Annotated in this window: 38 protein-coding genes and 1 tRNA gene; 36 read left to right on the top strand and 3 right to left on the bottom strand. The window is 56.8% G+C overall.

All coding sequences use genetic code 11. The annotated features are described in order from the left end of the window. The first annotated feature begins 232 nt into the window (after nt 1-232). From rplC to prfA, 30 genes are all read left to right on the top strand, one after another. Complete coding sequence (rplC, locus tag SYN8016DRAFT_RS12720) at nt 233-889, top strand: 50S ribosomal protein L3 (RefSeq protein WP_006854828.1); 657 nt, start codon at nt 233-235, stop codon at nt 887-889. Then, nucleotides 889-1,524, top strand: a complete 636-nt coding sequence (rplD, locus tag SYN8016DRAFT_RS12715) for a 50S ribosomal protein L4 (protein WP_006854827.1) — start codon at nt 889-891, stop codon at nt 1,522-1,524. The genes rplC and rplD overlap by 1 nt, the downstream gene beginning before the upstream one ends. Beyond that, entirely contained in the window at nt 1,517-1,819 is a 303-nt protein-coding gene (locus tag SYN8016DRAFT_RS12710) for a 50S ribosomal protein L23 (protein ID WP_006854826.1), read from the top strand. The genes rplD and SYN8016DRAFT_RS12710 overlap by 8 nt, the downstream gene beginning before the upstream one ends. Before the next feature lie 15 nt (nt 1,820-1,834). Further along, nucleotides 1,835-2,698 carry a 50S ribosomal protein L2 gene (rplB, locus tag SYN8016DRAFT_RS12705; protein ID WP_006854825.1) on the top strand — a complete coding sequence of 288 codons (864 nt, stop codon included), beginning with the start codon at nt 1,835-1,837 and terminating at the stop codon, nt 2,696-2,698. Between the two features lie 35 nt (nt 2,699-2,733). Continuing rightward, a complete protein-coding gene (gene rpsS / locus SYN8016DRAFT_RS12700; protein WP_006854824.1) occupies nt 2,734-3,009 on the top strand; it encodes a 30S ribosomal protein S19 in 276 nt (91 codons plus the stop codon). A 4-nt stretch (nt 3,010-3,013) separates the two neighbouring features. Beyond that, nucleotides 3,014-3,379 carry a 50S ribosomal protein L22 gene (gene rplV, locus SYN8016DRAFT_RS12695; protein ID WP_006854823.1) on the top strand — a complete coding sequence of 122 codons (366 nt, stop codon included), beginning with the start codon at nt 3,014-3,016 and terminating at the stop codon, nt 3,377-3,379. Between the two features lie 21 nt (nt 3,380-3,400). Next, nucleotides 3,401-4,132 carry a 30S ribosomal protein S3 gene (gene rpsC / locus SYN8016DRAFT_RS12690; protein WP_006854822.1) on the top strand — a complete coding sequence of 244 codons (732 nt, stop codon included), beginning with the start codon at nt 3,401-3,403 and terminating at the stop codon, nt 4,130-4,132. 16 nt (nt 4,133-4,148) lie between these two features. Further along, nucleotides 4,149-4,616 carry a 50S ribosomal protein L16 gene (rplP, locus tag SYN8016DRAFT_RS12685; RefSeq protein ID WP_006854821.1) on the top strand — a complete coding sequence of 156 codons (468 nt, stop codon included), beginning with the start codon at nt 4,149-4,151 and terminating at the stop codon, nt 4,614-4,616. A 2-nt stretch (nt 4,617-4,618) separates the two neighbouring features. Further along, a complete protein-coding gene (gene rpmC, locus SYN8016DRAFT_RS12680; protein WP_006854820.1) occupies nt 4,619-4,828 on the top strand; it encodes a 50S ribosomal protein L29 in 210 nt (69 codons plus the stop codon). Nucleotides 4,829-4,847: 19 nt separating this feature from the next. After that, nucleotides 4,848-5,114 carry a 30S ribosomal protein S17 gene (rpsQ, locus tag SYN8016DRAFT_RS12675; RefSeq protein WP_006854819.1) on the top strand — a complete coding sequence of 89 codons (267 nt, stop codon included), beginning with the start codon at nt 4,848-4,850 and terminating at the stop codon, nt 5,112-5,114. Next, nucleotides 5,111-5,476, top strand: coding sequence for a 50S ribosomal protein L14 (gene rplN, locus SYN8016DRAFT_RS12670; RefSeq protein ID WP_006854818.1), 366 nt, complete (start codon nt 5,111-5,113; stop codon nt 5,474-5,476). Before rpsQ ends, rplN begins: the two co-directional genes overlap by 4 nt. A gap of 1 nt (nt 5,477) precedes the next feature. Then, a complete protein-coding gene (gene rplX / locus SYN8016DRAFT_RS12665) occupies nt 5,478-5,834 on the top strand; it encodes a 50S ribosomal protein L24 (RefSeq protein WP_038014845.1) in 357 nt (118 codons plus the stop codon). 49 nt (nt 5,835-5,883) lie between these two features. Beyond that, nucleotides 5,884-6,423 carry a 50S ribosomal protein L5 gene (gene rplE, locus SYN8016DRAFT_RS12660; protein ID WP_006854816.1) on the top strand — a complete coding sequence of 180 codons (540 nt, stop codon included), beginning with the start codon at nt 5,884-5,886 and terminating at the stop codon, nt 6,421-6,423. 19 nt (nt 6,424-6,442) lie between these two features. Then, entirely contained in the window at nt 6,443-6,844 is a 402-nt protein-coding gene (gene rpsH / locus SYN8016DRAFT_RS12655) for a 30S ribosomal protein S8 (protein ID WP_006854815.1), read from the top strand. Nucleotides 6,845-6,859: 15 nt separating this feature from the next. Continuing rightward, nucleotides 6,860-7,399, top strand: coding sequence for a 50S ribosomal protein L6 (gene rplF, locus SYN8016DRAFT_RS12650; RefSeq protein ID WP_006854814.1), 540 nt, complete (start codon nt 6,860-6,862; stop codon nt 7,397-7,399). 33 nt (nt 7,400-7,432) lie between these two features. Continuing rightward, entirely contained in the window at nt 7,433-7,801 is a 369-nt protein-coding gene (rplR, locus tag SYN8016DRAFT_RS12645; protein WP_006854813.1) for a 50S ribosomal protein L18, read from the top strand. Nucleotides 7,802-7,814: 13 nt separating this feature from the next. Then, nucleotides 7,815-8,468 carry a 30S ribosomal protein S5 gene (rpsE, locus tag SYN8016DRAFT_RS12640; RefSeq protein WP_038014840.1) on the top strand — a complete coding sequence of 218 codons (654 nt, stop codon included), beginning with the start codon at nt 7,815-7,817 and terminating at the stop codon, nt 8,466-8,468. 8 nt (nt 8,469-8,476) lie between these two features. Further along, a complete protein-coding gene (gene rplO, locus SYN8016DRAFT_RS12635; protein WP_006854811.1) occupies nt 8,477-8,929 on the top strand; it encodes a 50S ribosomal protein L15 in 453 nt (150 codons plus the stop codon). A 109-nt stretch (nt 8,930-9,038) separates the two neighbouring features. Beyond that, nucleotides 9,039-10,358, top strand: a complete 1,320-nt coding sequence (gene secY, locus SYN8016DRAFT_RS12630) for a preprotein translocase subunit SecY (RefSeq protein WP_006854810.1) — start codon at nt 9,039-9,041, stop codon at nt 10,356-10,358. A gap of 30 nt (nt 10,359-10,388) precedes the next feature. After that, nucleotides 10,389-10,940, top strand: a complete 552-nt coding sequence (locus SYN8016DRAFT_RS12625) for an adenylate kinase (protein ID WP_006854809.1) — start codon at nt 10,389-10,391, stop codon at nt 10,938-10,940. Nucleotides 10,941-10,987: 47 nt separating this feature from the next. Then, a complete protein-coding gene (gene rpmJ / locus SYN8016DRAFT_RS14640; RefSeq protein WP_011618382.1) occupies nt 10,988-11,101 on the top strand; it encodes a 50S ribosomal protein L36 in 114 nt (37 codons plus the stop codon). 74 nt (nt 11,102-11,175) lie between these two features. Beyond that, entirely contained in the window at nt 11,176-11,541 is a 366-nt protein-coding gene (gene rpsM / locus SYN8016DRAFT_RS12615; protein WP_006854808.1) for a 30S ribosomal protein S13, read from the top strand. A 66-nt stretch (nt 11,542-11,607) separates the two neighbouring features. Beyond that, nucleotides 11,608-12,000 carry a 30S ribosomal protein S11 gene (rpsK, locus tag SYN8016DRAFT_RS12610; protein WP_006854807.1) on the top strand — a complete coding sequence of 131 codons (393 nt, stop codon included), beginning with the start codon at nt 11,608-11,610 and terminating at the stop codon, nt 11,998-12,000. Nucleotides 12,001-12,050: 50 nt separating this feature from the next. Then, the gene (locus SYN8016DRAFT_RS12605) at nt 12,051-12,989 is read left to right on the top strand and encodes a DNA-directed RNA polymerase subunit alpha (RefSeq protein WP_006854806.1); all 939 of its coding nucleotides are present in this window, start codon (nt 12,051-12,053) and stop codon (nt 12,987-12,989) included. Nucleotides 12,990-13,020: 31 nt separating this feature from the next. Continuing rightward, nucleotides 13,021-13,371, top strand: a complete 351-nt coding sequence (gene rplQ, locus SYN8016DRAFT_RS12600; protein WP_006854805.1) for a 50S ribosomal protein L17 — start codon at nt 13,021-13,023, stop codon at nt 13,369-13,371. Between the two features lie 35 nt (nt 13,372-13,406). Beyond that, nucleotides 13,407-14,297 (top strand): tRNA pseudouridine(38-40) synthase TruA, encoded by an 891-nt coding sequence (gene truA, locus SYN8016DRAFT_RS12595; RefSeq protein WP_173362188.1) that lies wholly within the window; start codon nt 13,407-13,409, stop codon nt 14,295-14,297. Between the two features lie 169 nt (nt 14,298-14,466). Beyond that, a complete protein-coding gene (rplM, locus tag SYN8016DRAFT_RS12590) occupies nt 14,467-14,919 on the top strand; it encodes a 50S ribosomal protein L13 (protein ID WP_006854802.1) in 453 nt (150 codons plus the stop codon). Further along, complete coding sequence (gene rpsI / locus SYN8016DRAFT_RS12585) at nt 14,916-15,323, top strand: 30S ribosomal protein S9 (protein ID WP_006854801.1); 408 nt, start codon at nt 14,916-14,918, stop codon at nt 15,321-15,323. The genes rplM and rpsI overlap by 4 nt, the downstream gene beginning before the upstream one ends. Nucleotides 15,324-15,356: 33 nt before the next feature. Continuing rightward, nucleotides 15,357-15,623 (top strand): 50S ribosomal protein L31, encoded by a 267-nt coding sequence (gene rpmE, locus SYN8016DRAFT_RS12580; RefSeq protein ID WP_006854800.1) that lies wholly within the window; start codon nt 15,357-15,359, stop codon nt 15,621-15,623. A 101-nt stretch (nt 15,624-15,724) separates the two neighbouring features. Next, nucleotides 15,725-16,819 (top strand): peptide chain release factor 1, encoded by a 1,095-nt coding sequence (gene prfA / locus SYN8016DRAFT_RS12575; RefSeq protein WP_006854799.1) that lies wholly within the window; start codon nt 15,725-15,727, stop codon nt 16,817-16,819. Between the two features lie 11 nt (nt 16,820-16,830). Here the strand turns inward: prfA and SYN8016DRAFT_RS12570 are convergent, their stop codons facing one another. Next, entirely contained in the window at nt 16,831-17,331 is a 501-nt protein-coding gene (locus SYN8016DRAFT_RS12570; RefSeq protein WP_006854798.1) for an HNH endonuclease, read from the bottom strand. 73 nt (nt 17,332-17,404) lie between these two features. Here SYN8016DRAFT_RS12570 and alr point away from each other — a divergent pair, with 73 nt between their 5' ends. Together alr and SYN8016DRAFT_RS12560 are read left to right on the top strand one after the other, a co-directional pair. Beyond that, on the top strand, nt 17,405-18,586 hold the full coding sequence (alr, locus tag SYN8016DRAFT_RS12565; protein ID WP_006854797.1) for an alanine racemase: 1,182 nt from the start codon (nt 17,405-17,407) through the stop codon (nt 18,584-18,586). A gap of 38 nt (nt 18,587-18,624) precedes the next feature. Continuing rightward, nucleotides 18,625-18,713 (top strand) — tRNA-Ser (locus tag SYN8016DRAFT_RS12560). 513 nt (nt 18,714-19,226) lie between these two features. Here SYN8016DRAFT_RS12560 and SYN8016DRAFT_RS12555 read toward each other — a convergent pair. After that, nucleotides 19,227-20,117, bottom strand: coding sequence for a serine hydrolase (locus SYN8016DRAFT_RS12555; RefSeq protein ID WP_006854796.1), 891 nt, complete (start codon nt 20,115-20,117; stop codon nt 19,227-19,229). A gap of 17 nt (nt 20,118-20,134) precedes the next feature. Between SYN8016DRAFT_RS12555 and SYN8016DRAFT_RS12550 the strand changes: the two genes are divergently transcribed. After that, on the top strand, nt 20,135-20,872 hold the full coding sequence (locus SYN8016DRAFT_RS12550; protein WP_006854795.1) for a C40 family peptidase: 738 nt from the start codon (nt 20,135-20,137) through the stop codon (nt 20,870-20,872). Between the two features lie 49 nt (nt 20,873-20,921). Then, nucleotides 20,922-21,926 (top strand): glycosyltransferase family 2 protein, encoded by a 1,005-nt coding sequence (locus SYN8016DRAFT_RS12545; protein ID WP_006854793.1) that lies wholly within the window; start codon nt 20,922-20,924, stop codon nt 21,924-21,926. Here SYN8016DRAFT_RS12545 and SYN8016DRAFT_RS12540 read toward each other — a convergent pair. Continuing rightward, nucleotides 21,884-22,375, bottom strand: a complete 492-nt coding sequence (locus SYN8016DRAFT_RS12540; RefSeq protein ID WP_006854792.1) for a hypothetical protein — start codon at nt 22,373-22,375, stop codon at nt 21,884-21,886. The genes SYN8016DRAFT_RS12545 and SYN8016DRAFT_RS12540 overlap by 43 nt on opposite strands. 111 nt (nt 22,376-22,486) lie before the next feature. Between SYN8016DRAFT_RS12540 and SYN8016DRAFT_RS12535 the strand changes: the two genes are divergently transcribed. Both SYN8016DRAFT_RS12535 and SYN8016DRAFT_RS12530 read left to right on the top strand, forming a co-directional pair. Beyond that, nucleotides 22,487-22,603, top strand: a complete 117-nt coding sequence (locus tag SYN8016DRAFT_RS12535; RefSeq protein ID WP_006854791.1) for a photosystem I reaction center subunit VIII — start codon at nt 22,487-22,489, stop codon at nt 22,601-22,603. 57 nt (nt 22,604-22,660) lie between these two features. Continuing rightward, the gene (locus SYN8016DRAFT_RS12530) at nt 22,661-23,152 is read left to right on the top strand and encodes a photosystem I reaction center subunit XI (protein WP_006854790.1); all 492 of its coding nucleotides are present in this window, start codon (nt 22,661-22,663) and stop codon (nt 23,150-23,152) included. Nucleotides 23,153-23,183 lie beyond the last annotated feature (31 nt).

The raw sequence follows: 23,183 nt of genomic DNA, 5'->3' as shown, positions 1-23,183 counted from the left end.
TAGGCCAGAGCAGCCTCACCAATTCATTGGTGGTCCTGCCGAGAAACTCACCGAGCAAACCATTGCACGGAAAGTCTCAGCCAGCTGATTCGCTCGCTAGCCCCAATCCGCCTTCTTGTTCGCCATTGGCGAGAGGATGACGGTCATGACTGCGTTAATACGATCAGCGCCCTTTTAGGCCTCTTCATTCCTTTGTGATTAAGCGGTTGTTCACGCTGGCGTTCTTACCTCCATGTCTATCGGCATTCTTGGGAAGAAATTGGGCATGTCCCAATTCTTCGACGAGCAAGGAAAAGCCGTTCCGGTCACATTGATCGAAGCGGGTCCTTGCCGCATCACCCAGCTCAAAAGTTCAGACACTGACGGCTACCAAGCCGTACAGATTGGCTTTGGCGACATTCGCGAAAAGCTGATCAATAAGCCTGCGAAAGGCCATCTCGCCAAATCCGGCGAAGATCTCCTTCGCCACCTCTGTGAATACCGCGTCGACGATCTCGACGGGATTCAGGTGGGTGGCGCCATCACCGTGGGTGATTTCACGGCTGGCCAAAAAGTAGACGTCAGTGGCGACACCATGGGTCGTGGCTTTGCTGGTCTGCAAAAGCGCCATGGTTTCAGTCGTGGTCCTATGACGCACGGCTCCAAAAATCATCGCCAACCCGGTTCGATCGGTGCCGGCACAACGCCAGGCAGGATCTATCCAGGCAAGCGGATGTCCGGTCGCTACGGCGGCAAAAAAATCACCACCCGTGGTTTGACGATCCTGAAAATTGACAGCGATCGCAACCTTCTTGTGGTGAAAGGTTCTGTTCCCGGGAAACCAGGTTCATTGCTGAACATCCGTCCCGCAAACCGGGTGGGCGCCAAGCCCGCTAAAGGAGGTAAGTGATGGCTAACTGCATCGTTCGCGATTGGCAAGGGAAAGAAGCTGGCAAGGCAAGCCTTGACTTGAAGGTTGCCAAGGAAACCAGTGCCCTTGACCTGATGCATCGCGCAGTGCTGCGTCAGCAGGCCCATAGCCGCCAAGGCACCGCAAGCACCCTGACCCGATCAGAGGTGAGAGGTGGTGGACGCAAGCCCTACAAACAAAAAGGTACGGGCCGCGCACGCCAGGGATCTGTTCGCACTCCACTGCGTCCGGGTGGCGGCATCATTTTTGGACCGAAGCCCCGGTCCTACAACCTTGCGATGAACCGTAAGGAGCGTCGTTCAGCCCTCCGTACCGCCCTCATGGCGCGTATTGAGGATCTCGTGGTGGTGAAGGATTTCGCCACCACGCTGACGACTCCGAAGACCAAAGAGATCATCGATGCTCTGGGGAGACTTGGCGTTTCTGCCACGAGCAAGGTTTTGATCATCCTCACCAATCCTTCCGAAGCGGTGCAACGCTCGATTCGGAACTTGGAGACCGTGAAGCTGATCGCAGCCGACCAACTCAACGTCTTCGATCTGCTCCACGCCAACAAACTGGTAGTGGGCGAGGACGCTCTCGCAAAGATTCAGGAGGTCTACGGCGATGACTGAGCGCTTCACCGGACGTCTGGCCGATGTGATCCGCCGCCCGCTGATCACTGAAAAGGCCACCCGTGCATTGGAACAAAACCAATACACGTTTGAGGTGGACCATCGCGCCGCCAAGCCCGACATCAAAGCTGCAATCGAGCAGCTCTTCGATGTCAAGGTCACGGGCATTAGCACCATGAATCCTCCTCGCAGGAGTCGTCGTATCGGCCGTTTTGCCGGTAAGCGCGCTCAAGTGAAGAAAGCCGTGGTGCGCCTGGCCGAGGGCAACTCCATCCAACTCTTCCCTGAGTCCTGAGGGGGCTGAATCGTCATGGCAATTCGTACTTTCCGCCCTTACACCCCCGGTACCAGAACCCGGGTGGTCACAGACTTCAGTGAAGTCACCGGCCGCAAGCCGGAACGCTCCTTGGTGGTCTCCAAACACCGCCGCAAAGGACGCAACAATCGCGGTGTTATCACCTGCCGCCATCGCGGTGGTGGTCACAAACGCCTCTATCGCTTGGTCGACTTCCGTCGCAACAAGCATGGTGTTACCGCCAAAGTGGCCGCGATTCACTACGACCCCCACCGCAATGCGCGGTTGGCCCTGCTCTTTTACGCCGATGGCGAGAAGCGCTACATCCTGGCCCCAGCTGGGATCAGCATCGGCCAAACGGTGGTTTCAGGCACGGATGCACCGATCGAGATCGGCAATGCTATGCCGCTCTCAGCCGTCCCACTCGGTTCCAGTGTTCATTGCGTCGAGCTTTATGCCGGTCGCGGTGGTCAGATGGTTCGCACCGCAGGTGCGAGTGCTCAGGTGATGGCCAAGGAGGGTGATTACGTCGCCCTCAAGCTCCCCTCCACCGAAGTGCGCCTCGTGAGGCGTGAGTGCTTCGCCACTCTTGGCGAAGTCGGCAACGCCGAAATTCGCAACACCAGCTTGGGCAAGGCTGGTCGCCGCCGTTGGCTGGGGCGTCGTCCCCAGGTCCGAGGCAGCGTGATGAACCCTTGCGATCACCCTCATGGTGGTGGTGAAGGCCGTGCTCCTATCGGGCGCTCGGGACCTGTCACTCCATGGGGCAAACCCGCTTTGGGCCTAAAAACCCGCAAGCGGAATAAGCCCAGCAACAAGTTCGTCCTCCGGAAACGTCGCAAGACGTCCAAGCGGAGCCGTGGCGGACGCGATTCCTGATGTCACTCACCGCTTTGCAGTTCGCTTAATCCGCCATGGGACGTTCTCTCAAAAAAGGCCCATTTATTGCTGACAGCCTTCTTCGCAAGGTTGAAAAGCAAAACGCCGCTGACGACAAGTCAGTGATCAAGACGTGGTCCAGGGCCTCCACAATTTTGCCGATGATGATCGGCCATACCATCGCCGTTCACAACGGCAGAACCCACGTTCCAGTCTTCGTGACTGAGCAAATGGTGGGGCACAAGTTGGGTGAATTCGCACCCACACGCACCTTTAAGGGCCACATCAAAGACAAGAAAGGAGGCCGCTGAGACCATGACAACGTCATCCCCAACGGCAACCACTGCCCAAGCGCACGGCCGCTTTATCCGCGGCTCCGTATCCAAGGTGCGCCGTGTTCTCGATCAAATCCGTGGTCGCACTTACCGCGACGCGCTGATCATGCTCGAGTTCATGCCCTACCGCTCCACCGGTCCAATCACGAAAGTGCTTCGTTCCGCTGTAGCCAATGCTGAGCACAACCTCGGACTTGACCCAGCAACCCTGATCATTTCCCAGGCCACCGCTGACATGGGTCCATCCATGAAGCGGTATCGGCCCCGCGCTCAAGGTCGCGCCTACGCGATCAAAAAACAGACCTGCCACATCAGCATTGCTGTGGCAGCTCAGACCGACTCCTGACCCCCCGAGCACACCGTCTGAATGGGACACAAAATCCATCCAACCGGCTTACGCCTGGGGATCACCCAGGAGCACCGGTCACGCTGGTACGCATCCAGCAAAAATTATCCCGCCCTCCTGCAAGAGGACGATCGAATTCGCAAATTCATCCACAAGAAATACGGCTCTGCTGGCATCAGCGATGTGCTGATCGCCCGCAAGGCTGATCAACTTGAGGTTGAGCTCAAAACTGCACGCCCCGGTGTGCTGGTTGGCCGTCAAGGCAGCGGAATCGAAGATCTTCGCAGCGGCATTCAAAAAACCGTCGGTGACTCGAGCCGTCAGGTTCGAATCAACGTGGTTGAAGTCGAGCGTGTGGACGCTGACGCATTCCTTCTCGCTGAGTACATCGCTCAGCAACTCGAGAAACGCGTGGCCTTCCGCCGCACCATCCGCATGGCCGTTCAGCGCGCTCAACGAGCCGGCGTCCTTGGCCTAAAAATCCAGGTCAGCGGCCGTCTCAATGGCGCAGAAATCGCTCGTACTGAATGGACGCGGGAAGGACGTGTGCCCTTGCACACCCTTCGCGCCGAAATTGATTACGCCACCAAAGTGGCCAGCACGACCTATGGCGTTCTGGGCATCAAGGTTTGGGTCTTCAAGGGAGAAGTTTTGAGCGACGACTCCCAACAGCAGATCCCGGTGGGAGCCAATCCCCGCCGTCGGGCCGGTCGTAGGCCCCAACAGTTCGAAGACCGCTCAAACGAGGGTTGAACCGGAGGCCTAAACCATGCTGAGTCCCAAAAGAGTCAAATTCCGCAAACAACAGCGAGGCCGCATGCGCGGTGTCGCCACCAGAGGTAACACCATTGCCTTTGGTGAGTTTGCCTTGCAAGCCCAAGAATGCGGCTGGATCACTTCGCGTCAAATCGAAGCCAGCCGACGTGCCATGACCCGCTACGTCAAACGTGGTGGAAAAATCTGGATTCGAATCTTTCCGGACAAGCCCGTCACCATGCGCCCCGCTGAAACCCGTATGGGTTCTGGTAAGGGCAACCCAGAATTCTGGGTTGCGGTGATCAAGCCCGGCAGGATTCTGTTCGAGATGGGCGGTGAAGAAATCACCCCTGAGATTGCGAAGGAAGCCATGCGCCTAGCGCAATACAAGCTCCCGATCAAAACAAAGTTCATCGCACTCGATGAACAGGAACAGCCAGCCGGCACCAAGGCTGCTGCTACTTCAACCGTGGAGTCCTGACCATGGCACGTCCTACAGCAACAGATCTGCGCCAATTGTCTGACGCAGATGTCACCGAACAAATTGACGGCCTCCGCCGCGAATTGTTCGAACTCAGATTCCAGCAGGCCACCCGCCAGCTGGGCAACACGCACCGCTTCAAGGAGAGCCGTCTCAAACTGGCTCAGTTGCTGACGGTGCAATCGGAGCGCAAGCGCTCCGCTGCTTCCTGATCCTTAAGGAGAACCTTCCATGGCACTCAAAGAAAGGGTCGGCACCGTCGTCAGCGACAAGATGGACAAAACGGTGGTTGTGGCGGTGGAGAACCGCTTCCCCCACCCCATCTATCAAAAGACGGTCAGCCGCACCACCCGCTACAAAGCCCACGATGAAGACAACGCCTGTCGCGTCGGTGACCGTGTCCGAATTACCGAGACACGTCCACTCAGCCGCCACAAGCGCTGGGCCATTGCTGAAGTCCTCAGTCAAAGCCCTAAAGCTGAGGAGGTGTCCAAATGATTCAGCAGGAAACATTCCTCACGGTTGCTGATAACAGTGGCGCCAAACGGATCCAATGCATTCGCGTTCTCGGCACCAATCGCCGCTACGCACACGTTGGTGATGTGATCGTGGCCACGGTGAAGGATGCGATGCCCAACATGGGTGTCAAAAAGTCCGACATCGTCAAAGCCGTTGTGGTTCGGACCAAAGCCACCATGCGTCGCGATACGGGTAATTCCATTCGTTTTGATGACAACGCAGCCGTGATCATCAACGACGACAAAAATCCCAAAGGCACTCGTGTCTTTGGACCTGTCGCCCGTGAATTGCGTGAACGCAGTTTCACCAAAATCGTGTCCCTCGCTCCGGAGGTGATCTGAAATGGCTACCGCAACATCCAAATCAGCCCCAGCTGAGCGCATCAAGATGCGCCTTCGCAAAGGTGACACCGTTCAGGTGATTGCCGGCAAAGACAAAGGCAAAACAGGAGAAGTCCTGCGCACTTTGCCAAACGAAAACCGGGTGATCGTGGAGGGGCTCAATATGAGAACCCGTCACGTCAAGCCCACCCAGGAAGGTGAAACTGGACGAATTGTCACTGAAGAAGCATCCCTGCATGCTTCCAACGTGATGTTTTATTCCACAACCAAAAAGGTTGCCAGTCGCATTGAACTGATTACCGAAAAAGACGGCAGCAAAAAGCGCCGCCTTAAGAAAACAGGCGAAGTGATCGACTGATCACCTCAATCGCTCTTCTGACCAAGCCCAGAAGTCCTTTCCCCCAGCCATGTCACTAAAACAGCGCTATCGGGAGACCATTCAGCCAAAATTGCTGAAAGATTTGAGTCTCTCCAACATTCATGAAGTTCCCAAGGTGCTGAAAGTCACCGTTAACCGCGGACTCGGCGAAGCAGCCACCAATGCAAAGTCTCTCGAGGCTTCGGTGAACGAATTGGCCCAAATCACAGGCCAAAAAGTTGTCATCACCAGAGCCAAGAAAGCCATTGCAGCTTTCAAAATCCGCCAGGGAATGCCGATTGGATGTGCTGTCACCCTCCGGGGTGATCGCATGTATGCGTTTCTAGAACGCTTCATCAACTTGGCGCTGCCCCGCATTCGGGATTTTCGAGGCGTTAGCCCGAAAAGCTTCGATGGCCGTGGGAATTACACCGTGGGAGTTAGAGAGCAAATCATTTTCCCTGAGATCTCTTTCGACAAGATCGACGCCATCAGAGGCATGGACATCACAATCGTGACGTCTGCCCGCACGGATGAAGAGGGCCGGGCCCTCCTCCGCGAGATGGGAATGCCATTCCGCAGCAACTGAGCCCCCCTCGGAAACCACTATGGCTAATCACGACCCAATTTCCGACATGCTCACTCGCATCCGCAATGCGAGTGAAAAACGTCACGAGTCCACAAAAGTTCCAGCTTCTCGCATGTCCCGCAGCATTGCCAAAGTGCTGCAACAAGAGGGATTTATCGCTGAAATCAGCGAGCAAGGCGAGGGTGTTCGCACCGAATTGGTGCTGGAGCTCAAGTACAGCGGCAAACACCGCCAACCCACCATTCGCTCCATGCAACGGGTCAGCAAGCCTGGCCTTCGCATTTACAAAAACACGCGCGGCCTGCCCAAGGTCCTCGGAGGACTAGGGGTAGCCATCATCTCCACCTCCAAGGGTGTGATGAGCGACCGCGACGCCCGCAAGCAAGGCGTGGGCGGCGAAGTGCTCTGCTACGTCTATTGACCCGGAACCTGAACCATGTCACGTATTGGTAAAAATCCAATCCCCATTCCCGACAAGGTGAATGTCACACTCGACGGCCTCGCCGTCACTGTGAAGGGGCCCAAGGGTGAGCTCAAACGCACCCTTCCTGTTGGTGTGAGCGTTAACCAGGTGGATAACTCCATCGTGGTGGCACCCACCAGCACAAAACGCAGTTCCCGTGAACGCCACGGTCTGTGTAGAACTCTCGTCGCCAACATGGTGATCGGAGTGAGTCAGGGCTACTCCAAAAAGCTGGAGATCGTTGGCGTGGGCTCCCGAGCCCAGGTCAAAGGCAAAACCCTTGTGGTGAGCGCTGGCTACAGCCACCCCGTTGAAATGGTGCCCCCTGAAGGCATCACCTTCGCGGTGGAAGGCAACACCAACGTCACCGTTTCAGGCACCGACAAGGAATTGGTTGGCAATGAAGCCGCCAAGATCCGCGCCATCCGTCCTCCCGAGCCTTACAAAGGCAAAGGAATTAAATATGCGGGCGAGCGCATCCTGCGTAAGGCAGGCAAGTCGGGCAAGAAGTAATTCCCTGCCAGACACCCTTCAGCTTTACCCACCATGTCGACCCTCTCCCGCAAACAGCAGACCCAGAAACGCCACAGGCGTCTGCGTCGCCATCTCAGTGGCACTGCCGATCGTCCCAGACTGGCCGTGTTTCGCTCCAACAGTCACATCTACGCTCAGTTGATCGACGACGATGCGCAGAGCACCCTGTGTTCTGCGTCAACGCTCGACAAAGATCTGCGATCCAGCCTCAAAGCTGATGGCAGCAGCTGTGATGCCTCCGGTGCCGTTGGCGACTTAGTGGCCAAACGTGCCATCGCCAAAGGCATCCAACAAGTTGTCTTCGATCGAGGCGGCAACCTGTACCACGGCCGAGTGAAAGCTCTTGCCGATGCCGCCCGGGAAGCGGGCCTTCAGTTCTGATCCTGCTCTCACTATGACGACCGAACCCAACAACCAGACCACCTCCAACGACGTGCCATCGGCTTCTGACGTTCCGGCAGCAGCTGAAGGTCAAGGCCAACAACAGGAGCAGCGCCGCGGAGGCGGAGGCGGCCGCGGTGACCGTCGCGGCGGTCGCGGCGACCGTCGCCGTGGCCAAGAACGTGATTCCGAATGGCAAGAGCGCGTTGTGCAGATCCGCAGGGTCTCCAAAACCGTGAAGGGCGGCAAAAAGATGAGCTTTCGCGCCATCGTTGTTGTCGGCAACGAACGCGGTCAGGTCGGCGTTGGTGTCGGCAAGGCCGGCGATGTCATCGGTGCGGTACGCAAGGGAGTTGCTGATGGCAAAAAGCACCTAGTGAAAGTGCCTCTGACCCGCCACAACTCGATCCCGACCCTGTCGAATGGTCGTGACGGTGCAGCGAGTGTTCTCATTCGTCCCGCCGCACCTGGTACCGGTGTAATTGCCGGTGGATCCATCCGCACGGTGCTCGAACTCGCAGGCATTAAAAATGTCTTGGCGAAACGCCTAGGAAGCAAAACCCCTCTCAATAACGCTCGGGCTGCCATGGTGGCCCTGCAACTTCTCCGCACCCACAAGGAGACAGCCAAGGAACGGGGGATCTCCCTCGAGCAGATCTACTCCTGATTTCCCCCATGACTCTCAGACTCGACTCTCTCAAACCCAACAAAGGTGCTCGTCGGCGCAAATTGCGTAAGGGCCGTGGTATTGCAGCCGGTCAGGGTGCTAGTTGCGGTTTCGGTATGCGCGGACAAAAGTCCCGCTCAGGCCGTCCCACCCGTCCTGGATTTGAAGGCGGCCAGATGCCGCTTTATCGCCGGGTGCCGAAGCTCAAGCATTTCACCCTGATCAATCCGAAGTCATTCACCGTTCTGAACGTGAGTGCACTGAACGACATCAAGGCTGGCAGCACCGTCAATCTCGACTCGCTCGTCAAAGATGGCATTGTCACCAGCCCTAAGAGTCCCCTCAAGATTCTTGGCAACGGTGAATTGAAAGCCAAGCTCACCGTTCAGGCAGCGGCCTTTACGGCCTCTGCTCGCGCCAAAATCGAAGCCGCCGGTGGGACCTGCGAGGTTCTCGACTGATCTCGCCAATACGATCTGCTCCGCGCAGATCTAAGGTCTGAGCCGTCCCACTGGATTCCGGTCCTGGGACGGCTTTGCTGCATCAGCCCCATTCTTTTCTTCCTTCTCCATGCTTGTCAGTCGGGGACGCAACCCCAGCGCCACTGAAGTGATTACCCAGTTGGTGCAGAACCCTGAGCTGCGCGGCCGGGTTCTCACAACCTTGGGGTTGCTCATGCTTGTCAGGCTGGGGATCTACATCCCCATGCCTGGGATCGATCGCGTTGCCTTTGAGCAATTTATTGAGCAGGGAGGAACACTCATTGGCTTCCTTGACATTTTCACTGGAGGAGGAATCTCCACCCTTGGCGTGTTTGCCCTAGGCATCCTGCCTTTCATTAACGCCTCGATCATCATCCAACTGCTCACAGCGTCGCTCCCCCAACTCGAGGACCTACAGAAAAACGAAGGCGAGGCTGGTCGGCGAAAAATCGCCCAAATCACCCGCTACGTGGCGCTGGGCTGGGGAACGGTGCAAAGCGTCATTTTTGCGATGATCCTTCGCCAATACGCCGTTGAAGGATTAAGCGACGTCGTCTTTGTCGTCCAAACAGCACTGGCCTTGGTGACAGGCTCGATGATCGTGATGTGGCTCAGTGAAGTGATCACGGAACGAGGCATCGGACAAGGGGCCTCCCTTGTGATCTTTTTGAATATCGTCGCCACCCTCCCGAAGGCCTTGGGGTCAACGATTGAGAAGGCTCAGACAGGAGACCGAGGAGATGTTGTCGGGATCATTGTGCTCGTCTTGGTTTTCCTGATCACCATTGTTGGAATCATCTTTGTTCAGGAAGGCGCTAGACGCTTACCCATCGTCAGTGCCAAGCGCCAGGTAGGGGGGACAGCGCTCCTCCCAAGTCGTCAGAGCTATCTCCCCCTCAAGCTCAATGCCGGTGGCGTGATGCCGATTATTTTCGCGTCAGCGCTGATCTTTTTGCCGATCACGATCGCGAACGTCACCAATAATCCAATCCTGATTCGAGCGGCGAGCGCCTTAAATCCTGGCGCAGCCAATCCATGGCCTTACGCGATCGTGTTCTTCTCCCTGATTTTGGGATTCGCCTATTTCTATTCATCGCTCTCTCTCAATCCGAGTGACATTGCCACCAACCTCAAACGAGGCGGAGTTGCCATCCCAGGAGTGAGGCCCGGTAGTGCAACAGCTGCCTATCTGGAGGGGGTTAAAAATAGATTGACCCTTCTTGGCGGACTTTTCCTTGGCGCTGTGGCCATTATTCCCTCAGCCGTTGAGAGGGCCACGGGAGTCACAACCTTCCAAGGACTTGGTGCCACCTCACTTCTGATCCTCGTTGGTGTCGCGATCGACACCGCCAAGCAAGTTCAGACCTACGTGATCTCCCAGCGCTACGAAGGACTTGTTCGCCAATAAGGCATTCACAATCCAGTCAATCCAATTTCCATGAAACAACGACTGCTTTTCTTAGGCCCTCCCGGCGCTGGAAAAGGAACCCAAGCGGCACTGTTATGTGATCGTCATGGCTTACGTCACCTCTCCACTGGCGATCTTCTTCGCGCGGAAGTGTCGGCAGGAACCGAACTGGGCAAAGAAGCCGAGAGCGTGATGAATCGTGGAGAGCTGGTGAGCGACGCGCTCGTGCTAGCCATCGTGAAAGCCCAGCTTGGAGCCCTGAATGGTCAGGGATGGTTGTTGGATGGATTCCCACGCAATGTTGCCCAGGCTGAAGCGCTCGATCCGCTCCTCAAGGAGCTCAACCAACCCATCGAAGCCGTCGTGCTTCTTGAGCTCGATGACGCCGTCCTGATCGAACGCTTGTTATCCAGGGGGCGAGACGACGACAACGAAGCCGTGATCCGCAATCGACTCGTAGTTTATGCAGACAAAACCGAGCCCCTGATTGAGCATTACCGACAGCGGGGTCTGCTGCAATCGGTCGAAGCCCATGGCAGCATCGAAGCGATCACTGAGCGCATCGAAGGTGTTCTTGCCTAGGTCGCTGTGGTAAATTCGCTGTTTGGAATTTTGGAGAGCCACACCCCATGAAGGTGCGCGCCTCGGTCAAGAAAATGTGTGAAAAGTGCCGGGTGATTCGTCGCCACGGCCGGGTGATGGTGATCTGCCCAAACCCTAAGCACAAGCAGCGCCAGGGATGATCCCTCGCTCCACACTCTGACCGCATCATTCGCTGCCAACAGGCGGCAACTGTCCCCCCTCGATTATTTGCTCAGTGGCAAGGATTGCTGGTGTTGACATTCCCCGCGACAAGCGGATCGAAGTCGCACTTACTTACATCTACGGAATCGGCTCAACTCGGGCCAAGACCATCCTCACCAAAGCCGGAGTCAACCCTGACATCCGCGTGAAGGATCTCGAGGACAACGATGTGCAGAAACTGCGCAACGCCACTGAGTCCTTCACAATCGAGGGAGATCTACGGCGTCAAGAGGGCATGGCCCTCAAGCGCCTGCAAGACATTGGTTGCCTGCGTGGGCGTCGTCATCGGATGAGCCTTCCCGTGCGCGGTCAACGCACCCGCACCAACGCCCGCACTCGCCGTGGCGCCAGGAAGACCGTGGCCGGCAAGAAGAAATAAGCCTGCCCGATTCAATCGGTCTCTCTCTTCATTCATTACAGCCCTACCCCCCTCAGGCTCTAGCCCATGGCCAAGCCCGCAAAGAAATCAGGCCCCAAAAAGGCCAAACGCAACGTCCCCAACGGAGTTGCCCACATTCAAAGCACGTTCAACAACACGATCGTGTCCATTACAGACACCACCGGAGAAGTTATCTCCTGGTCGTCTGCTGGAGCCAGTGGGTTTAAAGGGGCTCGCAAGGGCACCCCGTTTGCTGCACAGACCGCAGCAGAAGCTGCCGCTCGCCGCGCTCTCGAGCAAGGCATGCGTCAAATTGAAGTCCTTGTTCGTGGACCTGGTTCCGGACGGGAAACAGCCATTCGCGCTCTTCAAGTTGCTGGCTTGGAGATCACCCTGATCCGCGATGTCACTCCCCTACCCCACAACGGGTGCCGCCGCTCCAAGCGGCGTCGTGTCTGAAGATCTCAGCGAATTAGCCCAGGCCCACTTCACTCTCTCCGCTTCAGCCCGTGTTGCAATACCAGATCGACCGTATCGAGCATCAGATCACAGATGATCGCTCGCAGACCGGTGTTTTTCTCATCGGTCCCCTCGAGCGTGGTCAAGCAACGACTCTCGGGAACTCCCTCCGACGGATGCTCATGGGCAACCTCGAGGGCACAGCCGTTACCGCTGTCCGCATTGCTGGAGTTAATCACGAGTACGCCACCATTCCAGGTGTGCGCGAAGACGTGCTTGACATTCTCCTCAACTGCAAGCAACTCACGGTTAACAGCCGTACAGACGAACTGGAAATCGGCCGTCTGATCGTCTCGGGGCCTGCAACCGTAAAAGCCAAGGACCTGCAGTTCTCATCCCAAGTGCAAGTGGTGGATGGTGAGCGTCCGATTGCCACTGTCAGCGAAGGGCACAGCCTCGAACTGGAAGTTCATGTTGAGCGCGGCGTCGGCTATCGCCCTGTTGATCGCCATAACGAAGACACGAGCGCCATTGATCTCCTTCAGATCGATGCTGTGTTTATGCCTGTTCACCGCGTGAATTTCACGACGGATGAAACCGCTGTTGCCGAGGGTGGATCTGCCCGCGAACGACTCCGCATGGAAGTCGTGACCGATGGATCGATGACCCCGGATGACGCGATTGCCCAGGCTGCCAATCAGCTCATTGAGCTGTTCCAGCCTCTTGCCACCGTCACCATGGTGGAAGAGCCAGGGCTAGAGCCTGAGCCTTCTGCCGAAGCTCAAATCCCCCTCGAAGAGCTTAATCTTTCTGTTCGGGCTTACAACTGTCTTAAGCGCGCCCAGGTGAATTCAGTCTCTGACCTGATGGGTTTCAGTTACGAAGATCTTCTCGAGATCAAAAACTTTGGCTCGAAGTCAGCTGATGAAGTGATCGAAGCTCTCGAGCGCATCGGCATTTCGATCCCCCAAAGTCGCACTAGCGTCTGACCCCTCCTTCCTTCAGTTTTCTCTTAGAACCATGCGCCACCAATGTCGAGTTCCCCTGCTGGGCCGCCCGGCTGACCAACGCAAGGCGTTGCTTCGCGGACTCACAACACAGCTCATCCGCGAAGGCAGGGTGACGACAACCAAAGCGAGAGCCAAGGCTCTGCGTGATGAAGCCGAACGGATGATCACGTTGGCCAAGAACGGAAGCCTCGCCTCCAGGCGTCGCGTTCTGGGCTATGTCTACGACAAGCAGTTGGTTCACGCCCTCTTCGACAAGGCCCCAACGCGCTACGGCGATCGGAACGGCGGATACACCCGCATCACCCGCACGGTGCCTCGGCGTGGCGACAACGCTGAGATGGCCATTATTGAGCTGGTCTGATTCACCCAATCAACACAGCTTCATCCGTGTTGCCTGTGACCCCAAATCCCTCGTCTGAGGCTGAAAGTCCAATTCTTCAGAGAATTGCGATCAGCTTGCAGTACGAGGGATCTTTTTTTTGTGGTTGGCAGCGTCAGACCCAAGGACGGGGTCAGAGCGTGCAGGCCGTTCTGGAAAAAGCCATTGCAGCCCTCGATCCACACCGACCCGTTAAGGCCATCGCCGCAGGGCGAACCGATGCCGGTGTTCATGCTTCAGGCCAAGTTGTCCACTTTGACTGCAGTGGGCCGATACCAGCGAGTCGCTGGGCACCAGCACTGAATGGGCGCCTGCCTGGGAGCATCCGTGTGCGCGAAGCCATCGAGCGCCCTCTGACTTGGCATGCTTGCTATTCGGCCATCTATCGGCGCTACCGATACACGATTTATAACGGCCGCCGGCCCAATTTATTTTTGGCTCCCTGGAGTTGGCATCGCTACCAGAGGCGACTCGATGAGCAAGCGATGGCGCAAGCGCTCTCTGCATTAAAAGGAGAGCATGATTTCGCGGCCTTTCAACGCGCAGGCAGCCGCCGATCTCATTCAAGGACAACCATCCAAGACGTCAACATTGAGCGAGACGGCGATCTCTTATGCGTGGAGATTCAGGCCAGCGGCTTCCTCTATGGAATGGTTCGACTCCTGATGGGGCAACTCATCTCCGTCGGCGAACACCGCCTCACCCCGCAAAGATTTGAACAGCGTTGGCGGGAACGTCGTCGAGACGAAGTGCGAGAAGCCGCCCCACCCCATGGCCTCTGCCTGCTGCGAGCTGGATACCCGGAGGATCTATTCAGCAAAGGTGGCTGGTACGATTGCCAACCGCGGTTTGCTTTGGCGACGTGCGATCCTCCTCCGGATCCTCCGCCTTGGCCGCAAAACCAATAAGCCCATTGCCTGAGGAAGCCCGCTGCCCCGGTCTAGGAATCAAAAACCAAGACCAGTGACAAGGTAAACTCGATCTTTGAGCTTTGATCAGATCACTCAAGTGATCTGATGCTCCCTGACCAGCTCCGCCGCTTGCGACGGGGTATACGAGAACCGGCATGCCGGCGCGATGAACAAGACCTCAGTTCCCTCCATTGATTCGATCGACCGCCAGTGGTATCTGGTTGACGCAGAGAATCAAACCCTCGGTCGCCTAGCGACTGAAGTCGCTGCTGTGCTGCGTGGAAAAAACAAAGCCAGCTTCACTCCTCACCTCGACACTGGCGATTTTGTCATCGTGGTGAATGCGGACAAGATCCGAGTTTCAGGCAAGAAGCCCCAGCAGAAGCTGTATCGCCGTCACTCAGGCCGTCCAGGTGGCATGAAGGTTGAAACCTTCGAGCACCTCCAGGAGCGTCTTCCAGAGCGCATCGTTGAGAAAGCGATCAAAGGGATGCTTCCCCACAACGCCCTGGGCCGCCAGTTGTTCCGCAAACTCAAGGTTTACAAGGGCACCGAGCATCCCCATGCCGCCCAGCAACCCAAGACCCTCCAGCTCGACCCTGCCGCTTCCGCACAATGAGTAGCTCAAACAACGCCGTCGTTTATTGGGGCACAGGTCGTCGCAAGACCTCCGTCGCCCGTGTTCGCTTGGTTCCCGGGAATGGCACGATCACCATTAATGGACGCCCTGGCGACAACTATCTGAATTACAACCCCGCCTACTTGGCTGCGGTGAAAGCCCCTCTTCAGACCCTGGGACTCAGCACCGAGTACGACGTTCTTGTGAACGTTCGGGGTGGTGGCCTGACAGGTCAGGCAGATGCCATCAAGCAAGGAGCTGCACGAGCACTCTGCGAACTCTCGGTCGATAACCGCAAGCCACTGAAAACCGAAGGACATCTCAGCCGAGATCCTCGTGCGAAGGAACGTCGCAAGTACGGACTGAAGAAAGCACGTAAAGCGCCTCAGTTCTCCAAGCGCTGATTTTCACCAGATCACCCATTTTTTTGTTTTCCCATGCCTAAGCCCGACATTCATCCAACCTGGTATCCGGATGCAAAGGTGATTTGCAACGGTGAAGTTGTCATGACCACCGGCTCCACCCAGCCTGAAATCAATGTTGATGTCTGGAGTGGAAACCATCCATTCTTTACCGGCACGCAGAAGATTCTCGACACCGAAGGCCGTGTGGATCGCTTCATGCGCAAGTACGGCATGGGCAGTGTTAACAACACCACCTCCGAGACAAAGGACGCCAAAGACGAGACTTCTAAAGACTCCTGAGCGCTCATAACGCCCATCAGTTCCAGGAACTCGTGAGCCCAACCTCCTCTCGCAGAACGTGTCTGCGCTTGGGGGTTTTTTGATTACTGCTCCCTGAGGGGATGGACACAACAACTCTGATCAGTCGCTTGGAAGCGGCAACCAGCAGCTTCCACAATTTGGAGCGACAGCTGGCAGATCCCGATGTGGCCGCTGACCCACAGCGGCTAGAAACCATTGCCCGTGAGCGTTCACGCCTGGAACCTCTGGTTCTCGATTACACCAGCCTTCAGAAGGTAGAAGCCGAGCAAGTTCAAGCCAAAAGCCTGCTGAAAGAAAGCCGTGGTGATGCAGCCATGGAAGAGTTGGCCCAACAGGAGCTTCAAGAACTCGATCGCCACCATGCCGATCTGATTCAAAGGATCACCCTGGCTTTGTTGCCAAAGGATCCCAGAGACGAGCGCAGCGTGATGCTGGAAATCCGTGCTGGGGCAGGTGGAGATGAAGCCTGTCTTTGGGCTGGAGACTTAGCGCGCATGTATGAGCGCTTCAGCAGTCGACGGGGATGGAGTGTGAAACCGGTTAGCGCGAATGAAGCTGATTTAGGTGGCTACAAAGAATTGATTCTTTCGGTGAAGGGGGATGCCGTCTTCAGCGAACTGAAATTTGAAGCCGGCGTGCATCGGGTACAAAGGGTGCCCTCCACAGAATCCCAAGGACGGGTTCACACCTCGACAGCCACGGTTGCCGTGATGCCAGAGGCTGATCCGGTTGAAGTGGAGATCGACCCCCGCGACCTGGACATCAGCACCGCCAGGTCGGGCGGCGCCGGCGGCCAAAACGTCAACAAAGTCGAAACGGCGGTTGACCTGATGCACAAACCAACCGGCATCAGGGTGTTTTGCACCCAGGAGCGCTCGCAAATGCAAAACCGCGAACGCGCCCTCGAGATTCTGCGCGCCAAGCTCTACGAACGCCAACTTGCTGAGGCCAATGCCAGCGAACGATCAGCTAGGCGCGCCCAAGTGGGCACGGGGGATCGCAGTGAAAAAATCCGCACTTACAACGCCAAAGACAACCGGATGACAGATCACCGGCTCGGACGCAACTTCAGCCTTGATCCCGTACTGGAGGGCCAAATGGATGATGTCATCGATGCCTGCATCGCCGAAGAACAACGAGGCAAACTCGCCGACCTCAGCGAACAGGCTGATTGAACAGAGATCGATTAAGCACCGATCACATACTTGGCCCATTCGAGATAGCGACCAGAGTCGATCTGGCGTACGGCTTCAAAGCTGAGGCTGCTATGCGGACGACGTGGCACACGATTAAGGGGCATCCCCGCCTCCTCAGGCGTTCGGCTGCCCTTGCGAACATTGCAGCTCAAGCAAGCGGTGGTGATGTTGTCCCAACTATCACCACCGCCACGGCTGCGGGGCATGACGTGATCGATGGAGAGCTGCTCCGTGCGCGAGCCGCAGTACTGACAGCAATGGTTGTCCCTCTGAAACACGTTTCGACGCGTCAAGGGAAGTTGGCGAAAAGGCACCCTTACGAACTGAACAAGACGGATCACCGTCGGCAGATGGGTGCCTTGACGGATCAACTTGCTTTGGTCGTGCTCCAATCCTTCCGCTTTTCCTTTCATCAACATCACCATGGCTCGCCGCCAAGTTGTGATGTTCAGGGGTTCATAGGAGGCGTTGAGAACCAGAACTTGGCCCATTCCAACCCTCCAATAATGGGCATGCTATCGAGAATCACAGGGACGTCTCTGTGATCTTCACTACCCTGCTCGCATGCGAGATCAGATCGCCGACAACCAAAACTCTCCCTGGGTTCAGAATCCAGCGGAGGCCAACCCACGCCAGCGCGCCTGGCTGGAGGTGTCGGCTTCTGCCATCGAAACGAATGCCCGTGCTCTAAAACGCCACCTTGGTCCTTCCTGTGATCTGATGGCTGTCGTCAAAGCAGACGGCTATGGCCACGGAGCAGAAACCGTGGCCAAAGCCTCTGTTCGTGGTGGTGCCACGAGCTTTGGTGTGGCAACACTCCAGGAGGGGATCGACCTTCGGAATGCAGGGATTGATCAGCCGGTGCTGGTGTTGGGGCATCTCTCCCAGCCCGATGACCTCAGAGCCTGCCTGCAATGGCGGCTGATGCCCACCCTCAGCAGTATGCGTGAGGCCTTGCTCTGTCAAAACCTGGCGGATAGCAGTGGGCGACGTTTCCCCGTGCAACTCAAGCTGGACACGGGGATGACCCGCCTGGGCTGTGACTGGAAGGAGGGCAACCGGCTGGCCCACGCCATCCAACAGCTGGATCAACTCCACCTTTGTGGCATTTACAGCCACCTAGCCCTAGCGGATGGAGAACGCGACGGACATGCAGGCCAGGTCACCACGCTCCAGGAAGAACGCTTCGAAAGCATCACACGCGAACTGCGAAGCCCAACCTTGAAGCGGCATCTCGCCAACTCAGCAGGGACCCTGCGGGATTCGCGCCTTCACCACGACCTTGTGCGCGTGGGACTCGCTCTCTACGGTCACTGCCCCAGTGAACATCTCGATGGGATTCTCAACCTGGAGCCTGCGCTGAGCGTTAAAGCCAAAGTGAGCCTGATCCGCGAGGTCCCTCCAGGGGTTGGCGTCAGCTATGGGCATCGCTTTGTCACCAAGCGGCCCAGTCGTCTGGCCGTTGTCAGCATCGGCTACGCCGATGGAGTGAGCCGGTGCCTTTCGGGCCGCATTCATGCGCTGCATGATGGCCACACGCTTCCTCAAGTGGGAGCGATCACCATGGATCAGCTGATCCTCGATGCCACGGAGCACACGGGCCTGGAAAGCGGTGATGTTGTCACCCTGCTAGGCCGCGATGGCGAACAAACCATCAGCCCTCGGTCCTGGGCGGAACTTGCCGATTCCATCCCCTGGGAAGTGCTCTGCAGTTTCAAACATCGCTTGCCACGCTTAGTGATCTGAGCATTTGGCACACCTCTTGGTAAGATGACCTGGCTGCTGGAGAGGTGGCTGAGTGGTTGAAAGCGGCTCCCTGCTAAGGAGTTACAGGAGGCAACTTCTGTCGAGGGTTCGAATCCCTCCCTCTCCGTTTTAAACAATTCTCTGTTGCCACTTCACTTGACGGTGAATGCAAACATGGAACCCATAGAGATTGTTCACGAAGTACTTCACGCCTTCACGACTGATTCCCAACTCTGATCAAAAACAAGTATTAATCAAATCTTTTAAAAGAACCTCTAAAGATTTTCAGGATTCGGCAACGTTCAGTCAAAACTTCCATACCAAGGCCCAAGCAGCTATAGACCTTGGAGACAATATTTCTTTAAGACTACCTACGCAATAACCATGAGCACGCATCAACCTGATTCACCGCCATGCCGCAAACATCTGTGCGATTCATCAAAGATTTAATTTTCAGATCACCAGTCGAATGAAACCCTTCATCGACCCAAACGAGCGCTTGACAAGCAAGAGATCAAAAAAATCAATGCAAAGCCATAGTACTTCAAAAGATGCACATATCAACTAAAAGCTGCAACAACAGCACTATTTCTTACCAAGGCAAGCACTATGAATGCAGGCAATTGATTACTTAGAAGACCTAGCGAAAAGCAGCTAACTCCCTCGCAATCCCCGGCAACAACTGGTTGTCATTGGCACGTTCATGACCCACGCTGAACACCACCAGCATCTGGGCAATGCCCTCAGGATCAGTCCACCAAGCGGCGTCATGCCTGGCCTGACTCATCCATCCGGCTTTGCTCCATAGCCTGCTGTTTTCTGGTAGGCCTTCGCCCAGAAAACCATCCACCTGATTTTCAGAATCAGCGCTCCTCTCGTCCGGATCTAAAGAGCGTGCGAGCGCTGAACGCAGCCGATGACAAGCCGGTGGGGAGAGCAGGCCGTCGGTCATCACCGCCTCTAACAACCGAGAGACGGCAGCAGTTGTTAAGGCATTGCGGTTGCTGTTGTTCTCGCCATAAAACCTCTGTTCCCTCCCATAGGGCCCATCCCCCCAGGTTTTCTGGCAACAGTTCACCCGTTCAAACTCAGCCCAGCCAAAATCCGACAACCACTCATTCACCAATTGACGCTGACGCTGCCAGCTCACCCATGCTTCGCCCTGCAGGTCTGGCCCACTGGAGGTGCCCGTCAGATAGTCCATCACCAATCCAGTGGCATCGTTGCTGGACAGAGCGATCATGTCGTTGACGGCACGCCGTAACTCCGCCGTTTCCAGAAGGAGACCCTTTTGCAGCCAAGCCTCAACCGCAACGGCATAAACCAATTTCACAACGCTCGCTGGATAGAGCGGTTTCTGATCAGCCCAAGCAGCACCAAATCCGCTCCCCGTCGACAGATTGGCTTGGTCGTAACGCACCCAATTCACGGCAATCTGCTCGTGCAATCCAGGGCGGCCCTGCTCAGCGAGTCGATCGATCAAGCCGACGAGGTACTCCTGCATCGCCGGCTCGGCACGGTAGAACGCCATAGCACAGGCATCAGTCAATGCCGACCCTAGGCACAGCCCTCACTCCCGAACAGCTGAGCAAAGGAAGCTGTTGGACATTGAATGTGGATATTCAAGGGTATGCGCGCAGTCATGGCAGCGGCTTAGCGACGCAAGCGTGCGCTGGCAGAGGGTTTCGAGTTCTGGCCGATCCGCCTGCGAGCGCCCATCGCGTCAAAACAGCTTTGCTTGAGGATGGGTACCCCTGTTGGATGGCCATCGATGACCTCAAGGGTCAGGCCATAGCGCGCAGCAACTGGCGTCCTCGGCTCCTCGATGCAGAGAGCATCCAAAAGCGTCTTCCATTCGTGCTTCGTTGGCTGAAGGACGCTGCTCAGATCCCCAATCACTATTTATGGGGGGGGACGATCGGTCCTGATCTCGACTGTTCAGGCCTTGTGCAAACCGCCTTTGCCAGCCAAAGCCTCTGGTTACCTCGGGATGCTTACCAACAGGAAAGGTTCTGCAGCCCCGTGGCGGTCCGCCCCGGGAATGATCAACTGCTGCGCCCTGGAGATTTGTTGTTTTTTGGCACGGCACAGCGTTGCACCCATGTGGCCATCCACCTCGGACAAGGTCGCTACATGCATAGTTCGGGGCAGGAGCATGGGCGCAACGGGATTGGCATCGACAGCATCCACCCCTCGGACCAACACCCCGTGGCCTGCCACTACCGATCCGAACTTCGCGGAGCCGGCAGGGTGACGCGCTGCCATGACGGCTCCACGCTTCCTTGAAGAGATCCCTCGATGCCGGATTAAGTTGCTCGCATCGCTCCACATCTGGATGTCTCTGAGCCCAGCAGCACCCTCAAACGCATCCGCAAACGGGGAGAGCAGTCTCGACATATCCGTAGTGGTGCCGCTCTACAACGAAGAGGAGAGCCTGCCCGAACTTGTCGAGCAACTTCTCGCATCCCTGCGGCCCACAGGCGAGCGCTTCGAGCTGGTTCTCGTGAATGATGGGTCGTCTGATCAGACCGCAGCCGTGCTCGCGCAGGTGAGTCAGGAGGTTCCAGAGCTCGTTGGCGTGCTCCTGCGCAAAAACTACGGTCAAACCGCTGCGATGGCCGCTGGTTTTGACGTGGCCCGTGGCCGGGTCATCGTCAGCTTGGACGGCGACTTACAGAATGATCCAGCCGACATACCCTTGCTCCTGGCGAAGCTACGGGAGGGGTATGACCTCGTGAGCGGCTGGCGTCACCAACGCCAGGATGCCGAACTCCAGCGCAAGTTGCCCTCGCGCATCGCCAACCGACTGATCGGCAGGGTCACAGGCGTGAAGCTCCATGACTACGGCTGCTCACTGAAGGCCTACGACCGGGCCGTTCTCTCGGACATGCGCCTGTATGGAGAGCTTCATCGCTTCCTGCCCGCATTGGCTTTCATCGAAGGCGCACGGATCACCGAGGTGAAAGTGAATCACCGGGCAAGGCAGTACGGCAGCAGCAAATACGGCATTGATCGCACCTTCCGGGTGCTCATGGACCTCCTCACCGTGTGGTTTATGAAGCGATTCCTCACGCGTCCGATGTACGTGTTCGGATTCGCCGGATTGATTGCGATTGCGTTGAGCGTGATTTCCAGCAGCTACCTCTTGCTGATCAAGCTTCAAGGAGCAGATATTGGCAACCGCCCCCTGCTGACGCTGGCGGTGGTTTTGGGGTTGGCAGGCATTCAATTGTTCTGCTTTGGACTGTTGGCAGAGCTGCTCATTCGCACCTATCACGAAAGCCAAGGGAGACCGATTTATCGCATCCGCGCCACGTTGCGCGGGGGCCGTACAGATTGAGCAGGAGCAGGGGCAGGGCCGCCACGATGAGGTTCGATCGCGGCAGCTGATAGCTGCACGATGCGAGCGTCCACATCTCGCAGTCCCCTCCTGAGCAGGGGCACGGTAGAGCGATGCCCCCATTCACAGGCGATTTGAATGGCCCGCAAGCGCTCATCCGGATGACCGTGGTTAAAGGCATGCAGCAATTGCTTCCTCAAGGCCATCGCTTGAGCTTCTGAGCACGGTCTCTGCCAGAGCGGCTCTGCCCTTGCTTCATCGCCGATCGGCTCAGACGCAGGCGACCCGTCGTCCGAGCCTCCATCCACAAGCCCAAGTTGCGCTCGGTTGATGGCCGCAACCATGCCCGCATCTGTACTGCTCAGGATTGTTTTGGTGGGACGCCGCCCGAATCCCCACAAAACAAGAACCAAAACAAACGCAGCGCCACCGGCAATGAGCTGATTCATCGGAAAGAAATCGCGAAGACGAAGGATTGAACTTTTATGTCGCCGTCCCGATTGAGGACGGACCGCATCAAGGGCTTTCTATACAGTAAATAAGGACCTTTTGGCGTCGCCATGACCGGAGAATTCGTCGCTGCCTGGATGCCCTCGGTGTTTGTTCCCCTTGTGGGAATCATGGGACCAGCCGTGGCTATGGCTCTGCTTTTCAATGTGATCGAAGCCACTGACTGATCGGCGGAGACCCCCCAGATCACCTCTGCACATCGCAACCAACTCGCCTTTCCTTCCATGACAGTGACCCCCGTCGCCGATCCCACCGTCGGCAACCTGGCCACACCTGTAAATAGCAGCTACTTCAGCAAGGCCTTCCTCAATGCCTTGCCCGCCTATCGACCGGCTTTATCTCCCAACCGCCGTGGTCTTGAAATTGGCATGGCCCATGGATTCTTCCTCTATGGACCCTTCACGGTGTGTGGGCCGATGCGCTCAACGGACTACGCCACCACAGCGGGGCTCTTGGCCACGATTGGATTGGTTTCAATCTTGACCATCTGCATGTCGATCTACGGCAGCGCAGGAAATGGACCCAACGTCCAGCCCGCTGACGCCACGATCGACAATCCTCCTGCTGATCTGTTCACCAAAGCAGGCTGGGCTGAATTTGCTAGCGGATTCTGGCTTGGCGGATGTGGTGGAGCTGCCTTTGCATGGTTCCTCACAGGAACGGCCTTGGTCGCACCACTTGTTGATATCGCTGGTGGAGTCTGGAGCGTGGGCTAAGCCTCGCCAACCCAGACGTCCACAGACCACC

This window comes from Synechococcus sp. WH 8016, assembly GCF_000230675.1.
Classification (GTDB): Bacteria; Cyanobacteriota; Cyanobacteriia; order PCC-6307; family Cyanobiaceae; genus Synechococcus_C.
This window is presented reverse-complemented; position numbering and strand designations above follow the sequence as displayed.